Here is a 20,288-nt window from a genome sequence, read left to right as displayed (position 1 = left end):
CCTGGGGCCGGCGGCTGCGCAGCCGCGGTCGGGTCGGCGGGTTCCCGGCCTCGGACCGGTCGCCTCGCAGCGTCGACCGGTGGCCCTGCGGTTTCGACCGGTGGCTTCACGGCCTTCGGACCGGCGGGCCTCGCGGCTCCGGACCGGGCGCTTCACGGCGCTCCTGACGGCTGTTCCTTCGCACCTCGGTCGCAGGAGCATGGGTGCTCGGCCGTCGCAGTACACGGACGCTCGGCCTCACGGCCTTCGGGTCGACGGCTTCCCGGCTTCACGGCTCGGCTTCACGGCCTTCGGACCGACGGCTTCCCGGCGCGGCTTCAGAGCCTTCGGGCCGACGGGTCGAGGGCGTCGGGTCGATGGCCTCACGGCTCCGGGCCGGTCCCGGCACCGGGCGATCCCGGGCCGGACGGTGCGGTCCGTGGCGGTCCGCCATGGCATTCGGGCATGGCGTCAAGGCATGACATCCCGCATGGCGGTCCGGAGCGGCCGCGGGTGACATCGGTCATTCACGAGGGGAGTGGGCCCATGAGCGAACCTCCCTGGTCAGGGGCGGTCCTGAGGCCGGATGTCGCGTCCTCCCGCCGCACCTCGGGTGGGCGCGGCGAGAGGTCCCGGCCGACGCCCGCTGCTCGTTTCGCCGCGGATGCCGCATCCTTGAGGTGTGGAGTTCCTCGGGGACGAGTCGGTCGAGCGGAAGGGGAGGGCGCAGGGGATGACTTCCGGCGCACCTGCTCATAACGCTTCGGTGCACAACGACGGGCACGGTGCCGCGGCCGGTCCGGCCGCAGTGCACCATGGACCGATGCGCGATGACGAGGCGGTCGCTGCCGTGGGGACGATCGGGGCACTCGTCCATCGCGCCGTGGACGGCGACGAGCAGGCCACGCACGACCTGCTGGCCCACGTCCACCCGCTGGCCCTGCGCTACTGCCGTACCCGGCTGTCCCGGCTGCCCGGCGACGCGCGCCATTTCGTCGAGGACCTCGCCCAGGAGGTCTGCGTCGCGGTCCTCCTCGCCCTGCCCCGCTACCGGGACACCGGTCGGCCCTTCGAGGCCTTCGTCTTCGCCATCGCCGCGCACAAGGTCGCCGACCTGCAACGGGCGGCGATGCGTCATCCGGGCTCGACTGCGGTCCCCTCCGACGAGATGCCCGAGCGTCCCGACGACTCCCTCGGCCCCGAGGAGCGCGCCCTGCTCAGCAGCGATGCCGAGTGGGCGAAGAAGCTCATGGCCAACCTGCCCGAGAACCAGCGGGAACTGCTTCTGCTGCGCATCGCGGTGGGCCTCACCGCTGAGGAGACCGGCCAGATGTTGGGAATGTCACCCGGGGCGGTCCGGGTGGCCCAGCACCGCGCGCTGAGCCGGCTGCGGGCGCTGGCCGAGCAGTAGACCGCTCCGCCGGGCGCGCCGACGCCGCCCCGGAGAGAGCGCTTTCGCCGCCGGGCGGACCTCCGGTGAACGGGCACGCCGCGTTCTCCGTACGAACATACGAAGACCGGAGTCACGCTCATCCGTGGAATTCGGGCGGTTCGCTTCCCGTTAGCATGGACATCCGCACCGATCAAGGCCATTTGGGGAAGGTGTCATGACTGCAAACGTCGACGGAGTGCCCGCCAAATTCGCGACCCTCGGGCTCACCTACGACGACGTGCTGCTGCTGCCGGGCGCATCCGAGGTGCTCCCCAACGCGGTCGACACCTCGTCCCGCATCTCTCGCAATGTTCGTGTCAACATCCCGCTGCTGTCGGCGGCGATGGACAAGGTGACCGAGTCGCGCATGGCGATCGCGATGGCCCGCCAGGGCGGCGTCGGCGTGCTGCACCGCAACCTGTCCATCGAGGACCAGGTCAACCAGGTCGACCTGGTGAAGCGTTCCGAGTCCGGCATGGTCACCGACCCGATCACGGTGAACCCGGACGCGACGCTCGCCGAGGCCGACGCGCTGTGCGCCAAGTTCCGCATCAGCGGTGTGCCGGTCACCGACGGCGGCGGCAAGCTGCTCGGCATCGTCACCAACCGCGACATGGCCTTCGAGTCCGACCGCTCGCGTCAGGTGCGCGAGGTCATGACGCCGATGCCGCTGGTCACCGGCAAGGTGGGCATCTCCGGCGTCGAGGCGATGGAGCTGCTGCGCAAGCACAAGATCGAGAAGCTTCCCCTGGTCGACGAGGCGGGTCTCCTCAAGGGCCTCATCACGGTCAAGGACTTCGTCAAGGCCGAGAAGTACCCCCGGGCGGCCAAGGACGGCGAGGGCCGGCTGCTCGTCGGCGCGGCCGTCGGCGCCAGCCCCGAGGCGCTGGAGCGCGCCCAGGCCCTCGCCGAGGCCGGCGTGGACTTCCTGGTCGTCGACACCTCCCACGGCCACAACAGCAACGCCCTCAGCTGGATGTCGAAGATCAAGTCGACCGTCCGCGTGGACGTGATCGGCGGCAACGTCGCCACCCGCGACGGCGCCCAGGCCCTGATCGACGCGGGCGTGGACGGCATCAAGGTCGGCGTCGGACCCGGCTCGATCTGTACCACCCGGGTCGTCGCCGGCATCGGCGTCCCGCAGGTCACGGCCATCTACGAGGCCTCCCTCGCGGCCCGTCCGGCGGGCATCCCGCTGATCGGCGACGGTGGCCTGCAGTACTCCGGCGACATCGGCAAGGCACTGGCCGCCGGCGCCGACACGGTGATGCTGGGCAGCCTCCTCGCCGGCTGCGAGGAGTCGCCCGGCGAGCTGCAGTTCATCAACGGCAAGCAGTTCAAGTCGTACCGCGGCATGGGCTCGCTGGGCGCCATGCAGTCCCGGGGCCAGGCCAAGTCGTACTCCAAGGACCGCTACTTCCAGGCGGAGGTCGCGGCCGACGACAAGCTCGTACCCGAGGGCATCGAGGGCCAGGTGCCCTATCGCGGCCCGCTCGGCAACGTACTGCACCAGCTCGTCGGCGGTCTGCGCCAGACCATGGGCTACGTGGGCGCCGCCACCATCGAGGAGATGGAGACCAAGGGCCGCTTCGTCCGGATCACCTCCGCGGGTCTCAAGGAGAGCCACCCGCACGACATCCAGATGACGGTCGAGGCGCCGAACTACAGCAACAAGTAGCCGCTCGCCGGCGATGAACGGCGATGCGCGCAGGGCGCTCACGCGCGCGTGTGACGCGACAAGGGCGGTCCCGGAACATCCGGGGCCGCCCTTGTCGTAGCCGTCGGCGATACTGGAAGACGCTGCAACGCATCAGGGAAAGGCCACACACGTGACTGAGATCGAGATCGGGCGCGGCAAGCGCGGCCGCCGGGCGTACGCCTTCGACGACATCGCCGTCGTCCCCAGCCGCCGTACGCGGGACCCGAAGGAGGTCTCGATCGCCTGGCAGATCGACGCCTACCGCTTCGAGCTGCCCTTCCTGGCCGCCCCCATGGACTCGGTCGTCTCCCCGGCCACGGCAATCCGCATCGGTGAGCTCGGCGGTCTCGGCGTCCTCAACCTCGAGGGCCTGTGGACCCGGCACGAGGACCCGCAGCCGCTGCTCGACGAGATCGTCGAACTGGACGCGGACACCGCCACCCGCCGCCTCCAGGAGATCTACGCGGCTCCCATCAAGGAGGAGCTGATCGGGCAGCGCATCAAGGAGGTGCGCGACTCGGGCGTGGTCACCGCCGCCGCGCTCTCCCCGCAGCGCACGGCCCAGTTCTCCAAGGCCGTCGTCGACGCGGGCGTGGACATCTTCGTCATCCGCGGTACGACCGTGTCGGCGGAGCACGTCTCCGGTTCGCACGAGCCGCTGAACCTGAAGCAGTTCATCTACGAGCTCGACGTCCCCGTGATCGTCGGCGGCTGCGCCACCTACACGGCCGCGCTGCACCTGATGCGCACGGGTGCGGCGGGCGTCCTGGTCGGTTTCGGCGGCGGCGCGGCGCACACCACCCGTAACGTGCTGGGCATCCAGGTCCCGATGGCGACCGCGGTCGCCGACGTGGCCGCCGCCCGCCGCGACTACATGGACGAGTCCGGCGGCCGGTATGTGCACGTCATCGCGGACGGCGGTGTCGGCTGGTCCGGCGACCTCCCCAAGGCGATCGCCTGCGGCGCCGACTCGGTGATGATGGGCTCGCCGCTCGCGCGCGCGACCGACGCGCCCGGCCGCGGCAACCACTGGGGCATGGAGGCCGTCAACGAGGAGCTGCCGCGCGGCAAGAAGGTCGACCTCGGCACGGTAGGCACGATCGAGGAGGTCCTGACGGGCCCCTCGCACACCCCCGACGGCTCGATGAACTTCTTCGGCGCCCTGCGCCGCGCCATGGCCACGACCGGCTACAGCGAACTGAAGGAGTTCCAGCGCGTCGAGGTCACCGTGGCGGACTCGGTGCACCGGCGGTAGGCGCTTTCTCCGCGGGACGTCGGCAGGGGCCGGCCACCTCACCCGGATCGTGGGTGACATGGCCGGCCCCTTTCGTGTGCCCGCGCGGACCGGGGCGGGTGCCGCGGGACGGCGCGCCCATGGGCCGCCACCGCAGACCTGGGCCCATGGGCCGCCACCGCAACCCCCTTGCGGAGCCCGCGGCGGCCGTGTGCGCCCCGGCTCACAACCGGTGCGCTGCCCCCGTGGGAGTGGCCCCCCGCGTGTCCAGCAGCAGCTGCGCCTTCACTGACAGGCCCTGGAGGTCGTACGTCCGGTGCTGCTGCAGGAGGATCGTCAGGTCCGCGTCGGCGGCGGCCTCGTAGAGGGAGTCGGCGCGGGGCACCGGGCGGTCCAGGACGCTCCAGGACGGGACGTGCGGGTCGTGGTAGCTGACGGCGGCGCCGAGTTCCATCAGGCGGACCGCGATCTCGCGCGCGGGGGCGCCCTGCTCGTCGGCGAGGTCTGCCTTGTAGGTGACGCCGAGCAGCAGCACGCGCGCGCCCCGCGCCGACTTGCCGTGCTCGTTGAGGAGGGCGGCGGCGCGCTGGACGACGTAGCCGGGCATGCGGTTGTTGACCTGTTGGGCGAGTTCCACCATGCGCAGCGCGCTGCCCGGCCGGCCTGCGCCGTCCAGAGCGACGGAGTGGCCGCCGACGCCGGGTCCGGGGCGGAAGGCCTCGAAGCCGAAGGGCTTGGTCTCCGCGCAGCGGACGACGTCCCACAGGTCGACGCCCAGGTCGTGACAGAGGACGGCCATCTCGTTGACGAGGGCGATGTTGACGTGCCGGAAGTTGGTCTCCAGGAGCTGCACGGTCTCGGCCTCCCGCAAGCCACGCGCGCGTACCACCTTGTCCGTGAGCCGTCCGTAGAAGGCGGCGGCGGACTCGGTGCAGGCGGGGGTGAGACCCCCGATGACCTTCGGCGTGTTGGCCGGGGTGAAGGCGCGGCTGCCGGGGTCGACCCGGCTGGGGGAGTGGGCGAGGTGGAAGTCGCGGCCGGCGCGGAGGCCGGACGTCTCCTCCAGCAGCGGCAGCAGGAACTCCTCCGTGGCCCCGGGGCACACGGCTGACTCCAGGATCACGGTGGTGTGCGGGCGCAGGTGCCCGGCGAGGGTGCGGGCGGCCTTCTCCACCTGGCTCAGGTCGAGACCGCCGTCGGCGTCGCGCGGGGTCGGGGCGCAGATGACGGCGGTGCGCACCCGGCCCAGTTCGGCGGGGTCGGTGGCGGTCCGGAAGCCCTCCGAGAGCATCCGGCGCAGTTCGGCGGGACTCAGCGAGCCGGTCTCGGGGCCGGTGCGGTAGCCGATGGTGGGGATGCCGGCGGCCACGGCGGCCTGGGCCAGGGGGAGGCCGAGCGGGCCGAGTCCGATGACGGCGAGATCTGCGGGCATGGCGTATGCCGTCCTTCCCAGTAACCGAGGTGGGACAGGTGCGCAAGCCCGGTGGACAGGATGGGCGAGCGCAATGTCAGACTAGGAGTAAATATGACCGTTATGCGGGATTGATCGACTGTGTTGACCGGCCGTGTTACCCGGCGCTGCCCGATGTCCCCCGGCGTCCCCAGGCGTCCCCGACGGCGACGGCCGGGTTCCGTGAGAGTTGTCCACAGGCTGGGGCTCGTGGTGGCTGAAGTGGCGCAGCGCGGTCAGAATCTGGGCATGGGGGATACGGACGGGGTCTCGCTCCGACGGGCGCGGCCGGCACGACCGACAGCGGGAGGCAGCGGTGAGGACAGCGACACTGGGGCCGGCGCAACGAGCCGAGTCACTGGCGGCGATGGCCGAGCGTGAACTGGACGTGCTGGTGGTGGGAGCCGGTGTGGTCGGCGCCGGCGTCGCGCTGGACGCCGTGACACGCGGCCTGTCCACCGGCCTGGTCGAAGCGCGCGACTGGGCCTCGGGCACGTCGAGCAGGTCCAGCAAGCTGATCCACGGCGGACTGCGCTACCTCGAGATGCTCGACTTCGCGCTGGTGCGCGAGGCGCTCAAGGAGCGCGGACTGCTGCTCGAACGGCTCGCCCCGCACCTCGTGAAGCCGGTGCCCTTCCTGTATCCGCTCCAGCACAAGGGCTGGGAGCGGCTGTACGCGGGCTCGGGCGTCGCCCTGTACGACGCGATGTCCATGGCCCGAGGGCACGGACGCGGGCTGCCGACCCACCGTCATCTGGGCCGCCGCCGTGCGCTGCGCGTGGCACCGGCCTTGAAGAAGGACGCCCTGGTCGGCGCGTTGCAGTACTACGACGCCCAGATGGACGACGCCCGCTTCGTCGCCACCCTGGTGCGCACCGCCGCGTCCTACGGGGCGAAGGCGGCCAACTGCGCGCGCGTCACCGGATTCCTGCGTGAGGGCGAACGGGTCGTGGGCGCACGGGTGGAGGACGTAGAGGCGGGTGGGGAGTACGAGATCCGCGCCCGGCAGATCGTCAACGCCACGGGTGTGTGGACCGACGACACCCAGGCGATGGTGGGCGAGCGGGGCCAGTTCCACGTCCGCGCGTCCAAGGGCATCCACCTCGTCGTGCCGAGGGACCGCATCAGCTCCTCCTCCGGGCTGATCCTGCGCACCGAGAAGTCGGTGCTGTTCGTCATCCCCTGGGGCCGGCACTGGATCATCGGCACCACCGACACCGACTGGGACCTCGACAAGACCCACCCGGCCGCCTCCAGCGCCGACATCGACTACCTCCTCGAGCATGTGAACTCGGTTCTCGCGGTGCCGCTGAGCAGGGACGACGTGGAGGGCGTGTACGCGGGACTGCGCCCGTTGCTGGCCGGCGAGTCCGACGCCACCAGCAAGCTGTCCCGGGAGCACACCGTCGCCCATCCGGCGCCGGGGCTCGTGGTCGTCGCGGGCGGCAAGTACACGACGTACCGGGTGATGGCCAAGGACGCGGTCGACGAGGCGGTGCGCGGCCTCGACCAGCGGGTCGCCGACTGCGTCACGGAGGACGTGCCATTGATGGGTGCGGAGGGCTACCGCGCGCTGTGGAACGCGCGGGCGCGGATCGCTGCGCGGACCGGTCTGCACGTGGTGCGCGTGGAACATCTGCTCAACCGTTTCGGGGCGATGGCGGAAGAGGTCCTCGATCTCGTCGTCGCCGACCCGTCGCTTGGCGAACCGCTCCAGTTCGCCGACGACTATCTGCGCGCCGAGATCGTGTACGCCGCATCCCACGAAGGCGCACGGCATCTGGACGACGCGTTGACGCGCCGCACGCGCATCTCCATCGAGACCTTCGACCGCGGCACCCGCAGTGCCCTGGAGGCCGCGGAGCTCATGGCGCCGGTCCTCGGCTGGGACAAGAGCCACATCGCGCGCGAGGTCGAGCACTACCAGAAGCGGGTGGAGGCCGAGCGGGAGTCGCAACGCCAGCCCGACGACCTGACGGCGGACGCGGCGCGACTGGGTGCGCCGGACATCGTGCCCCTCTGACGGCTCCTCCGGCAGCTCCCGCGGCAGTTCCTCCGACGGTTCCCGCGGCAGTTCCTCCGACGGCTCCCCGGGCACGCCCGGATCGGAACGGCGGCGGCCCGGGCCTCCACGGGAGACGGCGGCCCGGGGCGGAAGGGCCCCGGGCCAAGGGCCCGGGGCCCTTCCGGGACGCGGCGGCCCGGGCTCCTGCCGGGAACACGGCCGGCGCCTTTCGGGGCCCGGCGCCTTTCGGGGCCCGGCGGCTCCGGCCGGGCTCGTGCCCGGTGCGACACCCGGCGGCTCGGGCCGAACTCGTGCCTGTCGCGGCCCGGCGTTGCCGGCCGTGGGCTCCTGCCCGCTGTGGGGCCGGGGTCTCGGTCTGCCGCACCGAGACGGAGCCGGTCGGCCGGTTTGTTCCGGGCCCTGCCCGCGTTTCACTCGAACGGATGACGCCAAGAGGGATCTCTGTTCGGGCCCGGCTCGTTCTACGGGTTGCGAGGGCAGAACTCGGCGGCGAGCAGGGCCGGTTCGAGGCCGGGATCTGCGATCGCCGTCGTGTTCACCCGGAAGGAGAGGACACGCCGGCCGTCGACGGTGGCTGCGGTGCGCACGTAACTGCCCGAAATCCGGCCGTTGTGCCCCCACACCGTGACGCCGCACGGGAGCTTCGCGGGGAACAGGCCCATGCCGTACGAGCCGTGTGCGGTACCGGTGTCGAGCATCTCGCGCAGCCGGCGCGGGGGCAGCAGTTCGCCGCCGAGCAGCGCCGCGTAGAAGCGGTCCAGATCGGCGAGCGTCGACACCAGCTCGCCCGCGGCTCCGGCCACCCGCGGGTCGAGTTCGGTGACGTCGGTTCCGTCCGCGTCGTAGGCGCGGCCGTGCGGGGAGGGCAGAAAGACGCGGGATCCCGGGAAGGAGGTGCCCGTCAGACGCAGGGGAGCGATGATCCGCCGTTCGGCCTCCGAGGCGTACGAGCGGCCGGTGACCTGTTCGACGACCAGGCCGAGCAGAACGTAGTTGGTGTTGGAGTAGGCGAAGCGGCCGAGGTCGGCCGGAGAGCGGGTGACAGCGATACGGACGGCTTGAAGTGGAGCGAGAGGTACGGCGCCTGCGGTGTCCCGGGTGTAGTCGTACAGGCCACTGGTGTGGGTGAGCAGGGAACGAAGAGTCAGCGCGCGCCCGTCGTTGCCGGCCCCGCGCACCAGTCCCGGCAGGTGCGACTCCACGGTGTCGGACAGTGCGAGCCGGTGTTCCTCGGCCAGTTGGAGCACCACGGTCGCGAGGAAGCTCTTCGTGACGCTGCCGGCCCGGAAGCGGTCGGACCGGGAGATGCCCGGGCCCGCCTCGGCGTAGCGGGCGCCGCTCTCCTCCCGGGTCAGCAGAGCCGCGGCGGGCGCGTCGCCCCGGGTGAGCAGCAGCGGGAGCAGCAGATCCGTGGGCGGAGTGGAGGTGGCCTGCGAACTCGCCGTGCACAGGCCGAGGAGCGCCAGGGCCACCGGGAGGGCGGCAAGGCTCCGACGCGACGGCATCCCGGGTCCCCCTCCCTCCTCGGCCTCGGCTCTTTTTCCATCTGCTCGTGGCACCCATCATCCAGGGTCGGGGCGCACGCTTCCCACCTTGGTCCGCGCCCCTGACCGGCGCGCGAGCGGCGCATTGGCCGGAGCGTGCTGCACCTTCTGGCCGGAATGCTCCCCTCCTGGGGTGCGGTCGGGATGCGGTGAGGGGCACCCTGGGCGTCGGGCACTTGTCGGGTGAGGGACAATGGAGGCTCTGTCAGGGCGGGTTGCATGAGGGGACGCATGTCGGAGGCGGAGCGGGCGGGAGCATCCCGTCAGGACAAGAGCGCACGTCTCCTCGCCGGGCGGTACCGGCTGGGAGACGTACTCGGCCGCGGCGGCATGGGGACGGTGTGGCGCGCCGAGGACGAGACCCTCGGACGCACGGTCGCCGTCAAGGAGCTGCGGTTCCCGGGGAACATCGACGAGGACGAGAAACGCCGCCTGATCACGCGGACGTTGCGCGAGGCCAAGGCCATCGCGCGGATCCGCAACAACAGCGCGGTGACGGTCTTCGACGTGGTCGAGGAGGACGACCGGCCGTGGATCGTCATGGAACTCGTCGAGGGCAAGTCGCTCGCCGAGGTCATCCGTGAGGACGGCGTGCTGGATCCGAAGCGCGCGGCGGAGGTCGGGCTGGCCATCCTCGACGTGCTGCGCTCCGCGCATCGCGAGGGCATCCTGCACCGGGACGTGAAGCCGTCCAACGTGCTGATCGCCGAGGACGGCCGGGTCGTGCTCACGGACTTCGGGATCGCCCAGGTCGAGGGTGATCCGTCCATCACCTCCACCGGCATGCTCGTCGGCGCGCCCTCCTACATCTCCCCGGAGCGGGCCCGCGGGCACAAGCCGGGGCCGGCGGCCGACCTGTGGTCGCTGGGCGGTCTGCTGTACGCGTCGGTCGAGGGATCGCCTCCTTACGACAAGGGCTCCGCCATCGCGACGCTCACGGCGGTGATGACGGAACAGCTGGAGGAGCCGAAGAACGCGGGTCCGCTGCGGGACGTCATCTACGGCCTGCTCACCAAGGATCCCGCGCGGCGGCTCGACGACGCCGGTGCTCGGGCGATGCTCAACGAGGTGCTGCACGCGCCCGAGCCGCGGTATGCCGAGCCGGCGGACGCGACGAAGGTCGTGCCGCTGCCGGTGCCGCCGGACGGCTCCGGCGGCAGGGGGAGTTCGGCGGGCGCCGAGCCCGGCGAGAAGCTGCGTGGCGCGCTGCGGTCCGTGCGGAAGGTCGCGGTCGCGGCGGGGGCGGCGACCTCGGCGGCCGCGGCCCGCGCCAAGTCGTCCAACGGGACGAGTGGTTCCGGTTCCGGTTCCGTGGCCGCGGGCGAGGCGCCGAAGGGCGGCGGGGCGTCGTACCGTGCCGGTGCCGCTTCCGCCGCCGCGTCGCCCACCGTGCCGCCTCCGCCTTCTGCCGCCGCGCCCGCTGTCCAGGCGTCCGGCAGCTCCGCGACGCGACCGGTTCCGGACTCGGCGTCCGGTGCGGCGGCGGCTTCGGGGTCGGCGGGCCGGGCCGGTTCCGGTGCGGCAGCGGCGTCCGCGTCGGTGCCGGCGGCACGTTCCGCTTCCGGCTCCGCCGCGGGCGCAGGGGCCGTCTCGGGCGGTGCGGCCGGAGGGAACGGCGACAACGGCGGGCGGAGGTCGGGATGGCCCGTCATGACGCCTCCGGACCTGCCCCCGCGGTCCGTGCCGAGGGCCCCGCTGACCGATGTGGTGCCGAAGCGGACGCTGGTGATCATCGCCGTGGTCGTGGCGCTCGCGGTGCTCGGGACCGTACTGGCCCTCACCCTCGGCGGCGGTGGCGACACCGCGGGCGGCGCGAAGGGCGGCGCCTCCACGGCGGCCGGCGGGAGCGCGAGCGCCGGCTCCGACACCAAGGAGGACACCGGCGAGGCGATCAAGGACGGGTCGGGTTCGAAGGACCCGTCACAGTCCGGGACGTCCGGATCCACGCCGAGCAACACCACCGCGGCCGGTGGAGCCGGATCCGGCGCCACCGGGGACGGCGCGGCGGTGACCACGTACAAGGGCGCGCAGGGGTACACGATCGGGCTGCCCGCGGGGTGGAAGTACCGGACCACGGTGGCCGCGGGAGACCGTTTCACCGGGCCGGGCGGGCAGAAGCTGCTCGTCGCCTGGACGAACACGCCCAAGGGCAGCCCCGTGGCGGACTGGAAGAACCAGGAGCGCTACATGGTGCGCTCCCAGTACAAGAAGGTCCGTATAGCGCAGGTGAACTACCGCGGCTGGAACACGGCCGACTGGGAGTTCACCTACAAGGAGGGCGGGACGGCCTATCGCACCATCGACCGCGGGTTCGTCGTCAACGACGGTCTCGGATACGCGTTGATGTACACGGCGAAGGCCGCGGCCTGGGGCACCGACCTGCGCGCCACCACCTGGGCGACGCTGACGGACACCTTCACGCCGAAGAAGTAGCGGCCGCCGGGCGGCCGGGTTCCGAACGCGAGATCCGGCATCCCCACTTTGCGGGTTGCCTCCGGCACGTATCGTGAGTGGTTGCGGACCGTACGCATCCAACAAGGCGGCCGGATTCGGCTGCAACGGCACGCAACGCGAACGGAATTGACCGACCGGGCGGCCGGGGGAGGCAACGTGGACGACTACGCGGGTCGGGTACTCGCCGACCGCTACCGCCTGCCCCTGCCGCTTTCGGACGAGTACGAGCACGAGAGCCGGGCTTTCGACACCTACAGCGGCCAGGAAGTCCTGGTCCGACAGGTGCCGTTGCCGGAGGTCGTCGAGGCGGAGGTGCTCGACGCCGAGGGACTGCCCGAGGGGTTCACCGCCCGTGAGCGCGGGGCACGGCGACCGGGGACGCGCGCCACCGGCGAGGCCTCCGGGACACGCCGGCCGGCCGACCCCGTCGTGCGGCGCGCGATGGAGGCGGCGCAGGCCGCCGCGGGAATCCCCGACCATCCACGGCTCGACCAGGTCTTCGACGTGTTCGCCCAGGGCGGCTCGCTGTGGATAGTGAGCGAACTGGTCGCGGCCCGGCCGCTGTCGGCCCTGCTCGCCGAGCAGGCGCTGACGCCGTACCGGGCGGCCGAGGTCGCCTCCGACGTGCTCATGGCACTACGGGTGCTGCACGCACACGGCTGGGTGCACCGGAACATCACCGCCCGCACGGTGCTCGTCTGCGACGACGGACGGGTCATGCTGACCGGGCTCGCGGTCGGCGCGGCGGAAGAGGCGCTCTGCGGATACGACCCGGTGCCGGCCGAGAACACGACGGCGGGCGGGACGGACCGGACCGACGGGGCGGGCGATCAGGCCCGCGGCGGTGCGGCGCCCGTCGGGCCCGCGGGAACGGGCGGCCACCCGAGGGCCGGCGGCCGCCCGCCGCACGGTGTGAGCGCGGGACCCGCCGGCACAGGAATCGACCGGGGCACCGGTGTGCCGCGGACCGGGGCGGTGGACGCCGAGGCCGCCCGGCGGGCCGCCATCGAGGCGCGGGCGTCCGGTGCGCGGCCGGTGCCGGCCGGTGAGCCGTCCGGCGCGGGCGGGACCTCCGGTGCGGTGGCGCGCAGGGCCCCCGTGGAGACCGGCGGGGACGTCCGTGCCGCGCGGGCCGGGGCGATCGCCGCGTACCGCGCCGGGGCACGGGCCGCGGCCCGCGTGCAGGAGGCCCAGGAGGCCCAGCAGCACGGCCGCGCGGCGCTGCCCGGCGCCCGCACGCCCGCCGACGGCGAGCCCGCAGCCCTGGGCGGCGGCAACCCTCCCGGACAGATCGCCGACCCCTACGGCGTGCAGGGCGCGCCCGGGCCCGGTCCCGCGCGGTACGGCGCTCCTCCGTCGGCGCACGCGTCGCTCGCGCCCCCCGCCGGACAGGATCCACAGGCCACGCCGGGCGGCCCGGCGGGCGAGACGCGGACCGGCACCCGCTGGGACGGGCCGCCGACCGCGACGTCCGGCGCGGGCGCCGGGCGCGGTCCCGCCACCGCGCTGGCGGCCGAGCGGGCCCGGCAGGCGCGCATGGCCGTCGTCGGGCCGGTCACCGAGCGATGGGCGCCCGAGCAGGCCGGACCGGTGCACGAGAACTGGCAGCTGGCCGCGCCGATCGGTCCCGCGACCGATCTGTGGGCGCTCGGTGCGCTGCTCTTCAGGGCCGTCCAGGGCCACGCGCCGTACCCGGAGGAGTCGACGGCCGAGCTGGTGCAGATGGTGTGCGCCGAGCCGCCCGCCTTCGCCGAGGAGTGCGGACCGCTGCGACCGGTCGTCGAGTCGCTGCTGCGCCAGGACCCCACCGACCGCCCCGACTTCGAGGAGCTGCGCGGCTGGCTGCGCTCCCTGGTGCGGTCCGCGCCGGAGCCGGAGGCGGGCACGCACGTCGTCGTCGCCCCGCCGGCCGATCCGCGCCGTCTGCCGATCGTCCGCCGCAAGGGCGAGCTGGTGCGCCGACGGCGCGCCGGGCTGCCCGCGTCGCACGGACGGCACAAGCGCGGCCGTCCCGAACCGGACCGCTCGCCGCGCAGTCTGGGCCGCACCCTGGTCGCCCTGGTCCTGCTGGTGCTGGCCGCGGCGATCGCCTACGCCGTGCTGTTCATGCCCAAGACCGGCGAGGATGACGCCGCCGGCCCGGACGGCGGCCGGCGGCCCGGGGCCACCGGGACTCCGGCCGGCCAGGCGCCCAACGCCAGCAGCGAACCCCGGCCCGACCAGACCGCGCCCGCCGACGGCGTCTCCGGATCCCCGTCGGCCTCGTCGGCACAGGCCACCCAGACCGGCGGGTCCGGCGCGGGCGTCGCCGCCGGCTTCACCCTCCGCAAGGACGAGGCGGGCTTCCAGATCGCCGTGGCGAACGGCTGGAACCGCACGCCGAAGAACGGCCGAGGCCAGGTCGTCTACGCGCACGGCGACTTCGAGCTGATCGTCGTGCCGGGGCGGGACGGCACGTCGGGGAACGGCAGCGACCCGATGGTCTACCAGCGGGAGAAGGAGAACGAGCTCCAGCCGTACCGCGCGTCCAGTTGGGCGACCGCCTCCGGGCTGCGCACGACGACCGTGGGCACACGGACCATGGCCGAGGGCCAGTTCACCTGGACCGACGGCGACGGTCGCAAGCTGTATGTCCGCAACCTCGCGATCCTGATGGCCGGGCGGTACCACGTCGTCCAGGTCAGAGGGCCGGAGGCGGAACGGGACGAGGTCACGCGGCTGTACGAGCAGGCGGCGGCCACCTACCAGTACACCGGCTGAGCGCCGCCGGTCCGACCGGTTCCCGAGCCTGCGGGGAGCGACAACCGTCACAGTGCTGTCTCCTTGGCACCCCTGCGGTTCCGTGGAAGCGACAAGGTCTTTACGCTGACCCTGTCAAGAGCATTGCGGGGCAACGTGAATCAGATGCAGGGCCAGCTCCTGTCCGGCCGCTACCGGCTCGCCGACGCCATCGGGAGCGGCGGCATGGGCCGAGTGTGGCGTGCCCACGATGAGCTGCTGCACCGGGCTGTCGCCATCAAGGAGCTGACCGCCGCGCTCTACGTCGCGGAGAGCGACCAGGCGGTGCTGCTGGCGCGGACCAGGGCGGAGGCCCGGGCGGCCGCGCGGATCAACCACTCCGCCGTCGTCACCGTCCATGACGTGCTCGAACACGACGGCCGGCCGTGGATCGTGATGGAGCTGGTCGAGGGCCGTTCGCTGGCCGACGCCGTCAAGGAGGACGGCCGCGTCGAGGCCGCCGAGGCCGCCCGGATCGGCCTGTGGGTGCTGCGCGCGCTGCGCGCCGCGCACTCCGCCGGCGTACTGCACCGCGATGTCAAGCCCGGCAACGTGCTCCTCTCGGACGACGGACGGGTCCTCCTCACCGACTTCGGCATCGCCCAGATCGACGGCGACACCACCATCACACGCACCGGCGAGGTCGTCGGCTCCGTCGACTACCTGGCCCCCGAGCGGGTGCGCGGCCATGATCCCGGCCCGTCCTCCGACCTGTGGGCGCTGGGCGCGACGCTGTACACGGCGGTCGAGGGACGGTCGCCGTTCCGGCGCACCTCGCCGCTGACCACCCTGCAGGCCGTGGTCGAGGAAGAGGCCGCCGATCCGCGGTACGCCGGCCCGCTGGGCCCCGTCATCAGCGCCCTGCTGCGCAAGGACCCGGCCGCCCGCCCCGGCACCGCCGAGGCCGAGCAGCTTCTCGCCGAGGCGGCCGAGGGACGGCTTCCGCACGAGGCCCAGGTGTATGTGCCCAAGCAGTACGGCGGACCCGACCCGGGTACGGGGGGCCACCGCACCGCGTCCCGCTCGGGGTCCCACCCGACACCCGCCACCTCGTACGTTCCCGTCGGCCCGGAGGCGGCGACGCCGGTACCGGGCCATCCCGCGACCGGCCCCACCACCATGGGCCCGGCACATGTCGGCCAGGGTCCGGCGCACCCCGGCCAGGGGCCGGCACACACCGGTCAGGGATCGACACACACCGGTCAGGGGCCGACGCGCATCGGCCAGGGCGCGCCGGTCGGGCCGGCCGCGGAGCCGCCCCCGCCCCGGCGCCGTCGTCGGCTGCGCTCGCTCGCGCTGGTGGCGGCCGTCGCCGCGCTGGTCGGCGGGGGCACGGCCGTGGTGCTGCAGAAATGGGACCCGGGGCAGTCGCAGACCGTGGACTCCGGGGCGGCGTCCGACTCGCCGAGCCCGACGAGCACCGGCACCCCCGTCCAGGAGGGCGCCGTGCCCGACTCCTGGCAGCCCGTCGACGACCCGCTGGGCTTCGGGCTCTCGCTCCCCGAGGGCTGGGAGCGCAAGGTCTTCCAGGACGACGGCGACCTCCAGCAGATCGACTACTCGCCCGACGGCGGCAAGCACTTCGTCCGCATCGCCCTGGACAAGTCACCCGACTTCAGCGACCCGTACGCGCACCAGATCGACCTCGAACAGCAGCTCAAGAGGCTGGTGCACTACAAACGCGTCACCCTCGAGAAGAACGTCTACCGCGACCGGGTCGCCTCCGAGTGGGAGTACACCTGGACCGCGCAGGCCAAGGACACCGAGTTCCCCGGGCCGCGCCGCGCGATCGAGGAGACGTACGTGGCCCGCAACGGCGCCGAGTACGCGATCTACATGTCCTCGCCTGCCGAGGACTGGGCCACCACGGCCAGGCAGTTCAGATCCGTACTGCAGAGCTGGCGCGAGCCCACGGCGTAGTACCGGCCGCGTGCTCCTGCAGTTGGCCGGACGGCGCCCCGGAGGCGGGCGGTCCGGTGGGGCATGATGTGCCCATGGGGAGCGAGGGGGGCGGGATCACCGCACGGGTCATCGCGGGCCGTTACCGGCTGGAGGCGAGGCTCGGGCGCGGCGGCATGGGTGTCGTGTGGCGGGCCACGGACGAGCTGCTGGGACGGCGTGTCGCGGTCAAGGAGCTGACCCAGGACGACACGCTCTCCGACGAGGAGGCACGCGAACGGCGCGACCGGACGCTGCGCGAGGCGCGTGCGGTCGCCCAGTTGCGCCATCCGCACGTCATCATCGTGCACGACGTCGTCGTGGAGGACGAGCGCCCGTACATCGTGATGGAGTTGCTGGACGGCGGCTCGCTCGCCGACCGGATCGCCGAGCACGGCCCGCTCGCCCCGGACGAGGCGGCCCGGATCGGCATTGCCCTGCTCGGCGCCCTGCGCGCCGCGCACGAGGCCGGGGTTCTGCACCGGGACATCAAACCCGCGAACGTCCTGCTGGAACGCGACGGCGACAGGGTCGTCCTCACCGACTTCGGCATCGCCCAGGTCTCGGGCGCCACCACGCTCACCCAGACCGGCTCGTTCGTCGGCTCGCCCGAGTACACCGCGCCGGAGCGGATGTCCGGGGCGCGCACCGGCGCGGAGTCCGACCTGTGGTCGCTGGGCGCGCTGCTGTGCACGGCGCTGAGCGGCGAATCGCCCTTCCGGCGGGACTCGTTGGGCGGCATCCTGCACGCGGTGGTGTTCGCCGAGATCCGTACGCCGCCGCAGGCAGGGCCGCTGCTGCCGGTCGTCCGGGGGCTCCTGGAGCGCGATCCGGACCGGCGGCTGAGCGGGGTGGAGGCGGAGCGGCTGCTGCGCGCCTTCCTCGACACCGGGTGCACGCCGACGCCGGTGTCGTCCGACTACACGCCGACACAGGCCGACCTGCCCCGTCCGCAGCCGGAGCAGGCTGCCCGGGAACGCTCCACGCGCAGTGTGCTGGTGGCCGCACTGCTGGTCGCCGCGATGGCCGGCGCGGGCGTGTCGGCGGCTGCGCTGCTGATGAAGGGGGACGGCGACGGAGGGAACACACCCGTGAGTTCGGCGCCGGCGGTCTCCGTGAGCGGGTCGGGGCGCCCGGCGAGCGGGTCCCCGAGTGCGCCGGTGTCCTCCGCTCCGTCGCCCGCCGCCTCGCCCACGCCGCCCCGTACGCCGTCCGCGCCCTCGGGCTACCGGGTGGCCGAGGACCCCTCCGGGTTCGCGCTCGCCGTGCCGGAGGACTTCACGCGTGTGCCGCAGGGCGAGCGGGTGTTCTACATGTCCCCGGGGCAGGTCTTCCGGCTCGGCGTCAAGGTCTCCGGCGCGTCGCCGGACGGCCCGCTCGCCGTCATGGAGCGGGCCGCCGCCCAGGGAGCGGACACCAACCCGGGCTACCACGACGGCCGGGTCACCGAGACCAGTCAGGGCGGACGGCCCGCCGCCCTCTGGCAGTTCACCTGGAACGGCTTCAGCGCGGCGGAAGGCCCCCGGCACACCTACGACCTGTGCTGGGAGGAGGGCGGGCGGCTGTACGACGTGTGGGTCTCGGCGCCGCTCGGGAAGGTGCGGGAGGCGCGGGAGTACTTCGACGTCGCGGTCGACACCTTCGTCGTCGGGTGAGGCGCCCGCACGGAGTGTCCGCGTAAATGGGGCATAAGTCGCGGGACGCGTCACGGGTCTGTGACCGGTGGGCCGGGCCGGTGGAAATCGGCCCGTGTGGCGCGATGTGATGAGCCCATGAGCCACCACGGGGGAGTCGGGCCCGGGCCCGACGACACGACGAGTTTTGTTCTGCAACCGCCGAACCCGCACCCGGCCCCGCACCCGCACCCGGACCCGCACCCGCACCCGCACCCGGACCCGGCCCCGCACCCGGACCCGGCCCCGCACCCGGACCCGGCCCCGCACCCGGACCCGGCCCCGCACCCGGACCCGGCCCCGCACCCGGACCCGGCCCAGCACCCGGACGCGGTCGCGCGCCCTGACCCGGTCCCGAACCTGAGCCCGTACCCGGCCCCGGGCGCCGTGCCGCCGTCGCACACCGTGCCCGCGCAGGCGTCGACGCAGGTCCCGCCGCGGGAGCCGGTGGAGGAGGCGGCCGAGGGGGCGGTGCAGGAACCCGGCGTCGGGCGGCTCGTCGCGGGACGCTATCGGCTGCTCGCCAAGCTCGGGCACGGCGGCATGGGCACCGTGTGGCGCGCCAAGGACGAGACCGTGGACCGCGAGGTCGCCGTCAAGGAACCCCGTGTGCCGGACCACCTTCCCGAACGTGAACGGGCCAGGACGTTCGAGCGGATGCGGCGCGAGGCACGGGCCGCGGCGCGGCTCGATCATCCGGCCGTGGTCAACGTCCACGACGTCGCCGTCGTCGACGGCCGGCCGTGGATCGTGATGGAGCTGGTCCACGGACGCTCGCTCGGCGACGCCCTGCAGGAAGGCACGCTGGGGACGCGCGAGGCGGCCCGGGTCGGCCTGGAGGTGCTCGGCGCGCTGGAGGCCGCGCACGCGGCGGGCATCCTGCACCGGGACGTCAAACCGGACAACATCCTGCTCGGCCGGCACGACAGGGTCGTCCTCACCGACTTCGGCATCGCCCAGATCGAGGGTGAGACCAACCTGACCGACACCGGCGGCTTCGTCGGCTCGCCCGAGTACATCGCGCCCGAGCGGGTGCTGGGGAGGCGTCCCGGGCCCGCCGCCGACCTGTGGTCCCTGGGCGTGGTGCTGTACACGGCGACCGAGGGCGTGTCGCCGTTCCGCCGCAGCAACACCCCGGCCACCCTGCAGTCCGTCCTCAACGCGGCGCCCGCGCCGCCCGCCGCGCGGGGGCCGCTCGCCGAGGTGGTGGACGGCCTGCTGCAGAAGGACCCGGCGCACCGTCCGGCGGCCGGGCGGGTGCGGGCGCTGCTTCAGGCCGCCGCGAACCCGCCCGCGCCGCAGCCCGTGCGGGCCCTCCCGGACGCCGAACCGCCGCGCGTCCGGCGCCGGCCCGGCCGCGCGGCCTGGACCGGGCTCGGCGCCGCTGCCGTCGCCGCGGCGGCAGCGGCGTACCTGGTGTTCGCCGATCCGTTCGCCGGACCGCTGCCGGACGGCTGGACGACGAAGCCCGAGAAGGACGTCACCGCGACGCTGGCCGTGCCCGACACCTACGTGCGCAGCGAACCCGAGAAGACCGCCCCCGCCGACGACCACTGGGTCGGCTACACCGACCCCAGCGGGGCGATCTCGGTCGTCCTGCGGGTGGCCCGCAGGGCGGAGGACACCGGCCACCAGATCAAGGACTCCGCGGCGGCCGAGATGTACGCCGACATCGGGGACTTCAAGCAGTCCGGCAGCTACGAGCTCGACATGCCGAAGGGGCCCGCGATCCGCACGGACGACGACCCGACCTTCCACGGCCGCAAGGCCGCCGGTAACACCGTCGTCTACACCACGGACGACAGCCGGCAGCCGGTCCCGCGCGAGCTGCGGATCCTGTACTACAAGTCCACCGCCGGCGACATGTACAAGCTCATGGTCGGCTATCCGGGCAAGGGCGACTTCACCGCCCGCGGCCGCGAGGTGGCCCGTACGGCGATCGCCCACCTGGAGATCGACCGACTCTAGGACCCGCCCCGGACCCGCCCCGGGACCGCGCGGTGTGCCCGCGCGGTGCCCGGGTGGCCGGACCGGGGTGGCGAAGGGCACGGGAATCGCGGGATACGCGGGGCTCGACGCCC

General features: G+C 73.3%; 11 protein-coding genes. 9 read left to right on the top strand and 2 right to left on the bottom strand.

What is annotated here, in order from left to right:
• Positions 1-802: 802 nt before the first annotated feature.
• From C6376_RS05340 to C6376_RS05330, 3 genes are all read left to right on the top strand, one after another.
• Positions 803-1,390 (top strand): sigma-70 family RNA polymerase sigma factor, encoded by a 588-nt coding sequence (locus tag C6376_RS05340; RefSeq protein ID WP_107448788.1) that lies wholly within the window; start codon positions 803-805, stop codon positions 1,388-1,390.
• 196 nt (positions 1,391-1,586) lie between these two features.
• A complete protein-coding gene (guaB, locus tag C6376_RS05335) occupies positions 1,587-3,089 on the top strand; it encodes an IMP dehydrogenase (protein WP_107442348.1) in 1,503 nt (500 codons plus the stop codon).
• A 151-nt stretch (positions 3,090-3,240) separates the two neighbouring features.
• Positions 3,241-4,365 carry a GuaB3 family IMP dehydrogenase-related protein gene (locus tag C6376_RS05330; RefSeq protein ID WP_107442347.1) on the top strand — a complete coding sequence of 375 codons (1,125 nt, stop codon included), beginning with the start codon at positions 3,241-3,243 and terminating at the stop codon, positions 4,363-4,365.
• Between the two features lie 202 nt (positions 4,366-4,567).
• Here C6376_RS05330 and C6376_RS05325 read toward each other — a convergent pair whose 3' ends face one another.
• Positions 4,568-5,776: a nucleotide sugar dehydrogenase gene (locus C6376_RS05325; protein ID WP_107442346.1), complete on the bottom strand. Its 1,209-nt coding sequence runs from the start codon at positions 5,774-5,776 to the stop codon at positions 4,568-4,570.
• 334 nt (positions 5,777-6,110) lie between these two features.
• Between C6376_RS05325 and C6376_RS05320 the strand changes: the two genes are divergently transcribed.
• Positions 6,111-7,817 carry a glycerol-3-phosphate dehydrogenase/oxidase gene (locus C6376_RS05320; protein WP_107442345.1) on the top strand — a complete coding sequence of 569 codons (1,707 nt, stop codon included), beginning with the start codon at positions 6,111-6,113 and terminating at the stop codon, positions 7,815-7,817.
• Positions 7,818-8,281: 464 nt separating this feature from the next.
• Here the strand turns inward: C6376_RS05320 and C6376_RS05315 are convergent, their stop codons facing one another.
• Positions 8,282-9,325 (bottom strand): serine hydrolase, encoded by a 1,044-nt coding sequence (locus C6376_RS05315; protein WP_107442343.1) that lies wholly within the window; start codon positions 9,323-9,325, stop codon positions 8,282-8,284.
• 270 nt (positions 9,326-9,595) lie between these two features.
• Between C6376_RS05315 and C6376_RS05310 the strand changes: the two genes are divergently transcribed.
• The 5 genes from C6376_RS05310 (at position 9,596) to C6376_RS05285 (ending at position 20,175) form a co-directional block, all read left to right on the top strand.
• A complete protein-coding gene (locus C6376_RS05310; protein ID WP_107442341.1) occupies positions 9,596-11,797 on the top strand; it encodes a serine/threonine-protein kinase in 2,202 nt (733 codons plus the stop codon).
• Positions 11,798-11,974: 177 nt separating this feature from the next.
• Entirely contained in the window at positions 11,975-14,578 is a 2,604-nt protein-coding gene (locus C6376_RS05305; RefSeq protein ID WP_216825574.1) for a protein kinase, read from the top strand.
• A gap of 144 nt (positions 14,579-14,722) precedes the next feature.
• Positions 14,723-16,516 carry a serine/threonine protein kinase gene (locus C6376_RS05300; RefSeq protein ID WP_107442339.1) on the top strand — a complete coding sequence of 598 codons (1,794 nt, stop codon included), beginning with the start codon at positions 14,723-14,725 and terminating at the stop codon, positions 16,514-16,516.
• A 74-nt stretch (positions 16,517-16,590) separates the two neighbouring features.
• The gene (locus C6376_RS05295) at positions 16,591-18,189 is read left to right on the top strand and encodes a serine/threonine-protein kinase (RefSeq protein WP_107442338.1); all 1,599 of its coding nucleotides are present in this window, start codon (positions 16,591-16,593) and stop codon (positions 18,187-18,189) included.
• Between the two features lie 117 nt (positions 18,190-18,306).
• Complete coding sequence (locus tag C6376_RS05285; protein ID WP_254075843.1) at positions 18,307-20,175, top strand: serine/threonine-protein kinase; 1,869 nt, start codon at positions 18,307-18,309, stop codon at positions 20,173-20,175.
• The last annotated feature ends 113 nt before the right edge of the window (positions 20,176-20,288 follow it).

Origin of the sequence: Streptomyces sp. P3 (assembly GCF_003032475.1) — a bacterium.
Taxonomy (GTDB): Bacteria; Actinomycetota; Actinomycetes; order Streptomycetales; family Streptomycetaceae; genus Streptomyces.
Note: the sequence above shows the minus strand (reverse complement) of the source record. Positions and strands in the feature narration are given on the sequence as shown.

Excerpts from the sequence above, each read along its gene's own strand:
- C6376_RS05340 (WP_107448788.1), top strand. The coding sequence starts at position 803 with ATGCGCGATGACGAGGCGGTCGCTGCCGTGGGGACGATCGGGGCACTC.
- guaB (WP_107442348.1), top strand. The coding sequence starts at position 1,587 with ATGACTGCAAACGTCGACGGAGTGCCCGCCAAATTCGCGACCCTCGGG.
- C6376_RS05325 (WP_107442346.1), bottom strand. The coding sequence starts at position 5,776 with ATGCCCGCAGATCTCGCCGTCATCGGACTCGGCCCGCTCGGCCTCCCC.
- C6376_RS05315 (WP_107442343.1), bottom strand. The coding sequence starts at position 9,325 with ATGCCGTCGCGTCGGAGCCTTGCCGCCCTCCCGGTGGCCCTGGCGCTC.
- C6376_RS05310 (WP_107442341.1), top strand. The coding sequence starts at position 9,596 with ATGTCGGAGGCGGAGCGGGCGGGAGCATCCCGTCAGGACAAGAGCGCA.
- C6376_RS05300 (WP_107442339.1), top strand. The coding sequence starts at position 14,723 with ATGCAGGGCCAGCTCCTGTCCGGCCGCTACCGGCTCGCCGACGCCATC.
- C6376_RS05295 (WP_107442338.1), top strand. The coding sequence starts at position 16,591 with ATGGGGAGCGAGGGGGGCGGGATCACCGCACGGGTCATCGCGGGCCGT.
- C6376_RS05285 (WP_254075843.1), top strand. The coding sequence starts at position 18,307 with ATGAGCCACCACGGGGGAGTCGGGCCCGGGCCCGACGACACGACGAGT.